This window comes from Streptomyces sp. NRRL F-6676 (genome assembly GCF_000725625.1).
GTDB lineage: Bacteria > Actinomycetota > Actinomycetes > Streptomycetales > Streptomycetaceae > Streptomyces.
Genome location: NZ_JOHS01000099.1, coordinates 1 through 6435 on the forward strand (window position 1 = coordinate 1; position 6435 = coordinate 6435).

8 protein-coding genes and 1 pseudogene are annotated in these 6435 nt (G+C 70.1%); 2 read left to right on the plus strand and 7 right to left on the minus strand.

What is annotated here, in order from left to right; translation table 11 throughout:
* The 7 genes and pseudogenes from IO29_RS30880 to IO29_RS30910 form a co-directional block, all read right to left on the minus strand.
* Positions 1 to 238: pseudogene (locus IO29_RS30880) on the minus strand (hypothetical protein); the annotation flags it as partial.
* 289 nt (positions 239 to 527) lie between these two features.
* Positions 528 to 1343 (minus strand): SDR family NAD(P)-dependent oxidoreductase, encoded by an 816-nt coding sequence (locus tag IO29_RS30885; protein WP_030383455.1) that lies wholly within the window; start codon positions 1341 to 1343, stop codon positions 528 to 530.
* Positions 1344 to 1376: 33 nt separating this feature from the next.
* The gene (locus IO29_RS30890) at positions 1377 to 2831 is read right to left on the minus strand and encodes a hypothetical protein (protein ID WP_030383456.1); all 1455 of its coding nucleotides are present in this window, start codon (positions 2829 to 2831) and stop codon (positions 1377 to 1379) included.
* Positions 2832 to 2927: 96 nt separating this feature from the next.
* Positions 2928 to 3533: a nucleoside/nucleotide kinase family protein gene (locus IO29_RS30895; protein WP_030383457.1), complete on the minus strand. Its 606-nt coding sequence runs from the start codon at positions 3531 to 3533 to the stop codon at positions 2928 to 2930.
* Positions 3530 to 4135: a P-loop nucleotide/nucleoside kinase family protein gene (locus tag IO29_RS30900; RefSeq protein ID WP_030383458.1), complete on the minus strand. Its 606-nt coding sequence runs from the start codon at positions 4133 to 4135 to the stop codon at positions 3530 to 3532. The genes IO29_RS30895 and IO29_RS30900 overlap by 4 nt, the downstream gene beginning before the upstream one ends.
* A gap of 32 nt (positions 4136 to 4167) precedes the next feature.
* Entirely contained in the window at positions 4168 to 4398 is a 231-nt protein-coding gene (locus IO29_RS30905; RefSeq protein ID WP_030383459.1) for a hypothetical protein, read from the minus strand.
* 146 nt (positions 4399 to 4544) lie between these two features.
* A complete protein-coding gene (locus tag IO29_RS30910) occupies positions 4545 to 5033 on the minus strand; it encodes an ATP-binding protein (RefSeq protein WP_030383460.1) in 489 nt (162 codons plus the stop codon).
* Positions 5034 to 5200: 167 nt separating this feature from the next.
* Between IO29_RS30910 and IO29_RS30915 the strand changes: the two genes are divergently transcribed.
* Positions 5201 to 6037 (plus strand): helix-turn-helix domain-containing protein, encoded by an 837-nt coding sequence (locus tag IO29_RS30915; protein ID WP_030383461.1) that lies wholly within the window; start codon positions 5201 to 5203, stop codon positions 6035 to 6037.
* Entirely contained in the window at positions 6034 to 6240 is a 207-nt protein-coding gene (locus IO29_RS30920; protein ID WP_030383462.1) for a DUF397 domain-containing protein, read from the plus strand. The genes IO29_RS30915 and IO29_RS30920 overlap by 4 nt, the downstream gene beginning before the upstream one ends.
* Positions 6241 to 6435 lie beyond the last annotated feature (195 nt).

Below are 6435 nucleotides of genomic sequence, written 5' to 3' on the forward strand. Positions count from 1 at the left end.
CCACCAGCACCACCACCGGACCCCGCCGCGACTGCCGACCCTCACACGACACATTCACCGAATGACCCTCGACGTTGATCTTCTTCTCCCCGACGAAGGAGTTCGTGTGCGTCACCCACGCGGTGCTCTGGTACGCCGTCCCACCGTTCCCCTTGGCCTGCGCCACCCCTGCGTACCCGGTACCAGCGACGGCGCAGCACAGCGAGGCGACAGCGGCGGCCTTGAGCATGCGGTTCATGGGAGTCCTCCAGATGGACAAGGAAGCGGTCAGCGAACGGCGGACCCGTTCACCAGGCCCTCGGCCCAGTCCCTGCGGCCATGACTCAACGCTATGAATTCCGCGCCCCGAAGTCGTCACCCCACCGTGGGCATCTCCCGTAGCTCTCCAGGGGGAAGCCACCCCCCGCGACTCCACCCCCAGGTCCAGAACCGCCTACGGCACCGGGGGCAGTTCCGTCTGCCGCGTCGTTCGCGACGCGGGCCAGGACCTCAGCCCGCGATTCCGCCCGGCACCGCTGCCTCGCCCGTCACGCGGAACGCGGGCCCGGCGTGGGACCGAGGCCTGCCTGGGGCTGGCCGCCGTCCACCGGGATGTGGGCGCCGTTCACGGCAGCGGAGGCCGGGGAGAGCAGGAAGGCGATCACCCGGGCGACTTCCTCCGCGTCCAGCAGCCGCCCGCTCGGGTTGCGGGCCGCATAGGCGGCGTAGGCCTCCGGGTCCCGCAATCGCAGTCGGTCCCAGCTCTTCCCGGGCAGGAGGATGGAGCCGGGGCTCACGGTGTTGACCCGGACCCGGCGGGGGGCCAACTCCTGGCACAGCGCGCCCGCCAGATAGATCTCGGCGGACTTCGCGGCCCCGTACTGCGCCGGGAACCGCGGCTTCCAGCCGGAGATGGAAGAGACCAGGACGACGGAGCTGCCCGCGCGGAGATGGGACAGCCCCGCCCGCACGGCCCGCACCGCATGACCGCCGTTCAGCTCCCAGGTCGTCTGCCAGTCCTCGCGGGTGGAGTCGAGGAGGCCCCCGCCCCGCTTCCCGCCGACATTGGCGACCAGACCGTCGAGCCCGCCGAACTCCCGCCCGGCCTCGTCCGTGAAGTCCTCCAGTTCGTCCGGCGCGAGGACGTCCACGGCGCCGGTGATCACCCGTGTCCCGCCCTCCCGCTCCAGCTCGGCCGCCGCACGCGCGAGCCGGCCGGTGTCCCGCCCGCAGAGGGCGACCGAGGCGCCTTCCGCCGCCAGGAGGCGCGCGACGGCGAATCCGAGGCCCCGGCTGCCACCGGTGACCAGGAACGTCCGGTGCCGCAGCCCGTACGTGACCGGGGGCGCAGTGTTCTCTTCCATGGCCCCAGCCTGTCACCCGGCCAACGAGCCCCCTCAGCGGACCAGTTTGCGGATGACGATGCCCACGATGAGGGTGGTGAACAGCAGGCCCGCCGAGGTGAACGCGACGGCCAGTGCCGTCCACTGCCCCGACTTGAGCTCCGACGGCAGACCGGTGCCGACGTTCAGCCACAGGGCGAGGGCCAGGAGCAGGGACTTCCCCGCGGCCGTCAAGTTCGTCACGCCCTGCCCGGCACCGCGCAGCGGGCCCGCCAGATGGAGTGCGACGGCCGTGAGGAGAACGCCCGCCACGAGGAACCGTGCGGGGTTGCGGGCGCGCACGCCCCAGCCGAGCACGCCTCCGACGATTCCGCGGGAGATTCCGCGCCGCAGCAACGGCAGCCCGGCAGCCTCGCGTTGACGGGTCAGGTAGTACAGATGGTCCACCTCGCGGTTCCGGTTCCGTTTGGCCAGGGCCGAGCGGACCGACTCCAGTGCCGTGCCGGTCACCTCTGTGAAGGAGCGCTCCAGGAAGGAGACGATCTGGTGCCCGTCCCGGAAGACCTCCCCGGCGAGTTCCATGTCACCGACGCTGCACGCCGCGTCGAGGCTGTAGCGCGAGCCGCCGCCAGGCAGTCCGAGGGTGTCGGTGACCGAGGTCCCCCGCAGGCTGATCACCGTGGACTCTCGCGAGGTGGCGGTCAACCGGACGACCGTGCTGTTGTCCAGGGAAAGGCGGGCCGCCACGCCCGGCCGGCCACGATCGCCGCCGCCCACCTCGAGGTCCCGTACCTCCACGGGCCCTCGTACGGTGCTGTCGGTGATCGTGCTGTGCTCTCCGCCGGGAATCACCAGCCCGTTGACACGCAGAGTCTCGCTGCACCGGAGTTCGACGGCCCGCATGGGCTCGTCCAGACGCACCCGTTGCAGGTTCAGCTCCTGGGCCTCCACGTCCCGCAGGTCGAGGGCGGACAGCCAGAGGTCGTCGAAGGTGATGTCCTCGCGCGCCCGCAGCCCGCGGGCGACCATGCGTGGACGGCCGAGGCGTCCCCCGGTGACCTGGCTCTTCACCGCCATGGCCGACAGCCGGGTATGGGTGAGGTGCACGTCTCCGCGCAACGCGTTGAGCTGGAGCAGCTCCTCGATGCGCAGCCGTTCCAGCCGGGTGGAACCGCAGGAGTGGAGCGCGAGGGAGACGAGCGAGGTGTCCGTGATGATCACCTCGCATCCCACGGCGGCGTTGCGCACGGTCAGGCGTCCGATCCGCGAGTTCGCCACGAGGACGGCGTCCGCCTCCACATGGTCGATGACGAGTTCGTCGATGTGGCAGGAGCGAACGGTCAGGGTTCCGTCGATGCTGACGCGCTCGAGAGTGACCCGGGCGGCGGAGACGACGTCCAGGAGGAGGTCCCCCTCCACCTCCTCCTGCCGCAGGTGGACACTGCGATCGGCGACGGTGCGCTGGCTGCCGATCCTCGCCAGTTCCTCGAGTGTGCGTACGGCTCCCACAGCATCCCCCCTGCTGCTTGTGATGACGGTTCGTCCCTGACGACGGTGCCGCCGTGGCCTGCCCGGGGCGGCCGCACCTGCCGAGCGGCGGATCCGTCAGGTGACGAGGTCCACGGCTGCCCGCAGCTCTCCGGGCCGACGGGCACGGATCGGGCTCGGACTGTCCAGTGCGGCGACGATCGTCCTGGCCGCCTCCTCGGGTCGCACCTCGTCGGTGCGCACCACCACGTCGAAGAGGTCATGAAGGTCGGAGTCGAGGATGTCCCGCGCGGTCTCGTCCCAGGCCCGCAGCCGCTTGGGGGTGTCGGCGTCGTCGCGCTGTCTGGACCGGGCCCCGCACACCTCCCGCGGCACCCAGAGCAGCACGCGCAGCCATTCCGTCTTCGTACCGGCCAACAGGGTGCGCAGATCGGCGACATTCCCGATGTGCACCACCGGCACCTTTCCGCGGGTCTGAGGCTCTTCGAGGGAGTGACGGTCGACGGCGTAGACATTGCCGTAGCGACGGGTCTCCACCACGACACGGTCCTGCGCGCGCAGATCGTTCAGCTCATTTTCGGTGACGAACCGGTACCCGGCCGACCGGCCCGTCCCCTGCTTGAGTTTGGTGAGCAGCTCGAACCGGGGATCGGCGGCGGACAGCGCCGCTGTGACGGTGTCCTTGCCGGCCGCGGGCGGGCCGTACAGGGCGACGGCGGTCATGGCCCCTCCAGCAGCTTCTGCGCCACGGTTTCCATCTGCTCGGCCAGCGGCCGCGAGGCGGTGAGGCGGTTGTCGATCACGTGGTGCGGGACCACCGGCCGCAGAGCGAGGTCGATGCCGTCCACGTACGACGTCCAGTGGGCGAGCTTCCAGGTGTCCCGGGAGGCGTTGCGCGAGATCAGGTGCTCGCGCATGGACTCCACGTCACTGTCCACCCACAGCGCCTCGAACCGTGCGCCGAGCCGACGGCACCGCCTCGCCGCCCGGCCGGTCCACTGGGTGTCGGCTGCCTCGGCGAGGAACGGGGCGACCAGGACCACGGAGGTGCCGCACTCGAGGTTCTCCCAGGCGGCTTTCATCAGGCATTCGTATTCCAGTGGCCTGACGTGTTCGAGGTACGCCGGACTGTGCCGGTCGTCGGGATCGCCCCCCATGGCCTGGAGGAGGCGTTCCGTGAGGGGGCGACTGAGCGTGTCCTTGTCGAGCATCGCCCAGCCCGTCGCCGCCGCCAGCAGCTTCCCGGCCTCCGACTTGCCCGACCCGGCATAACCCGCGACCAGCGCGAGGGTGAGCTGACTCGTATCTGCGGTTGTGGTTGTCACTCGGCCCCTCCGGAAAGTCGTACGCGACGATCCTAGGAGCCGGGCGAGTCTTTTGACGTGTGTAAATGCCTGCTACTGAGGCGAGTTGGCTGGATCGGGCCCCTCATGGCGGGGTCGGGCGCCTCCTGGGCCATCCGCAGGATCTGCGGGCCGCGCGGCACCTCGGTCGTCGCGGACGCGTCCGTCGCTCCGACGGTGAAGGACGCCATCACCGCCGCGGACGACAGTGCGGCCAGGGCCGCGTTCTCCAGGGTGTTCTCCATGGCTCTTCTCCTTGTGGGGCAGGAGGGCGACCGACCACCGGCCGGCGTCTGACGGGGATCGTTTCTCGCCGGTGCGGGCGCCAGCCAGACCCGACGGGCAGAACTGCCCACGAGGACACGCGCGTTGACCCTCGGACACCCGGCCCCTACCCCTGCGTCCGTCCGCCCCGTGGACCACGGGGCGGAGCGGTCCCGTACGCGAGGTCCAGCTCCGCCCACACCGTCTTCGACGGCGGTGGGCCGACCCTGACTCCCCACCTCGTCGCCAACTCCTCCACCAGCACCAGCCCGTACCCCGACCCGCCCGGCGGCTCGTCGCCCTTGCGTCCCAGCTCCGGCATGCGGTCGCCCCTTGTATCCGTCAGCTCGATGCGCAGCGTCCACGGTGTGGCCAGCGTCAGCGTGAGGCGGAAGCTGCGGCCCGGCACCCTGCCGTGCAGCGCCGCGTTCGCCGCCAGCTCCGCCACGATCAGTCGCGCCGGCTCGGGCGGCACGTCCCACTCCGCGAACTGCTCCGCCGCCAGCAGCCTCGCCAGACGCGCGCCGCGCCGCGTCGCCGACAGCGGGACGGAGAAACGGGGACCTGTCGGCCCCGCCGTGGCGGAATTGCCGGTTCGGGTGATTTCTTCGCTCATGTCACTCAGAGTGTTCATTCGTGTCTAGTGTGTGAAGAGTTGGTGTCCGGGCGGAGCGGGACCGTCCGGGCCCCGGCCGGTTTCCGTCCGGCCCGTCCGTGGTGACGGTCCGCGTACGGCCGGAGTTGGACACGGAGGTTCGTCGGAGGGGCGGTGGGGAGAGGCACATGAACGACTGGAACGCGGAGGCCGAGGACGAGGAGTCCGGGGCCGTCATGCGGGCGGTCATCCGGCAGCTGAAGTTGTGGCGCGAGGCCGCGGGGATGACCCAGGCGGAGTTCGGCACGGCGATCGGGTACGGGCAGGAATTGGTCTCGTCCGTGGAGCGGGGACGGCGCATCCCCCGCCCCGAGTACCTGGACGCGGCGGACGAGGTTCTGAGGGCGGAGGGCAAGATCTCCGCGATGAAGGGTGACGTTGCGGAGGCGCGTTATCCGAAGAAGGTGCGGGATCTCAAAAAGTTGGAGGCCGAGGCCGTCGAGCTGTGTGCCTACAACAACTCCGTCGTGCATGGGTTGTTGCAGACGGAGGAGTACGCCAGGGCCGTCTTCGGCGTGCGCCGCCCTGCGTTCACCGAGGACGAGATGGAGGAGCGAGCAGCCGCGCGGCTCGCCCGTCAAACGATCATCAGCGGCGGCACAGCCGGGCGGCCTGTCTTCAACTTCGTCCAATGCGAATCGACGCTGCGGCGTCCCATTGGCGGCAAACTGGTCCTGCGCAACCAACTCGAACACCTGCTGGAGGTGGCCCAGTTCCGCAACGTCGACCTACAGGTCCTCCCCCTGGATCGGGAGGAGAACTCGGGTCTGGCGGGCTCCTTCCGGCTCCTCAGGTTGAACGACGGCTCCACGGTGGGGCACGCGGAGGTCCAGCACATCAGCCGAGTGATCGCAGAGCCGAAACAGGTTCAGTTGCTGGAAATCCGCTATGGCAACATCCGTGCGCAGGCGCTCACGCCGCGCGAGTCGCTGACCTTCATCGAGAAAGTGCTGGAGGAAACATGACCTTCACCCCCGCCCCCAGAGATGAACACGATCCGGAGTGGATAAAGAGCAGCTACAGCACGGACGAGGGACCCGACTGCGTCGAAGTCGCCCCCAGCATGGAACGCATCCTCATCCGCGACTCCAAGAACCCCGCCGGCCCCCGGCTCGCCCTCGCCCCCACCACCTGGGCGGCTTTCGTGCCGTACGCCTCCCGCCACTGACCGCCCACGCGTGCGCGGCCCGCACTCACTCCCGTGAGTGCGGGCCGCCCCCGTCGTCAGCGGCGCGCCTGCGCCGCGACCCGCTCGATGGACTTCACGGCGATGTCCTTGCGGTCGACGTAGATGTAGTGACCGCTGCCCTCCGCCTTGCGGATCACCGAACGGCCCGAGACCGCCGTCCACGCGTACTGGCCC